Genomic DNA, 726 nt, shown 5'->3' with positions numbered 1-726 from the left:
CCCGGTTCCAACAAGACCGTATCCCAGGTAGCCAGTGTGGTGGCTGAAGAAACGGCAGATACCGGCGTGGACGCGGATACGTCTACTGCCGAGAACACCACCACGGTTATCGAGCCGGCAGAAACCGAAAGTGATATCGATCAGGATGGCATGCCGGACAGCAGTGATGCGGATATTGATGACGATGGCCTGCTCAATGAGGAGGACGACGCGCCCTTCGATCCGGATCGTGACGAAGATGGCGTGGTCGATGGCGAGGACGACTTCCCAAATGATCCAGCTGAAACCACGGACACCGATGGCGACGGTGTTGGCAATAATGCCGATGTGTTTCCTAACGATCCGGAAGAGGATGCCGACACAGATGGTGATGGCGTAGGGGATAACGCAGATGCCTTCCCGGAAGACCCGGAGGAAGACACTGATAGCGACAATGATGGTGTAGGCGATGAAGCAGATGCTTTCCCGCATAACCCAGAAGAAACCACCGATAGTGATGGTGATTTTGTAGGCGATAACACGGATGCCTTCCCGAATGATCCGGAAGAAACGGCCGATAGCGACAGCGACGGTGTCGGTGACAACGCGGACGCTTTCCCGGATGACGCAAACGAAACCGCCGACAGTGATGGCGATGGCGTTGGTGATAACGGGGATGCCTTCCCGAATGATTCTGGTGAAACTGCCGATTCGGACGGCGATGGCGTTGGCGATAATGCTGACGTG

The 726-nt window shown here is 56.1% G+C and carries 1 protein-coding gene; it reads left to right on the top strand.

All coding sequences use genetic code 11. The features are described 5' to 3' along the window. Positions 1-726, top strand: a 726-nt coding sequence (locus A3754_RS00185) for a thrombospondin type 3 repeat-containing protein (RefSeq protein WP_197468331.1), incomplete at both ends; no start/stop codon positions are given.

The sequence above is a fragment of the Alcanivorax sp. HI0083 genome (genome assembly GCF_001635175.1).
Note: the sequence above shows the minus strand (reverse complement) of the source record. Positions and strands in the feature narration are given on the sequence as shown.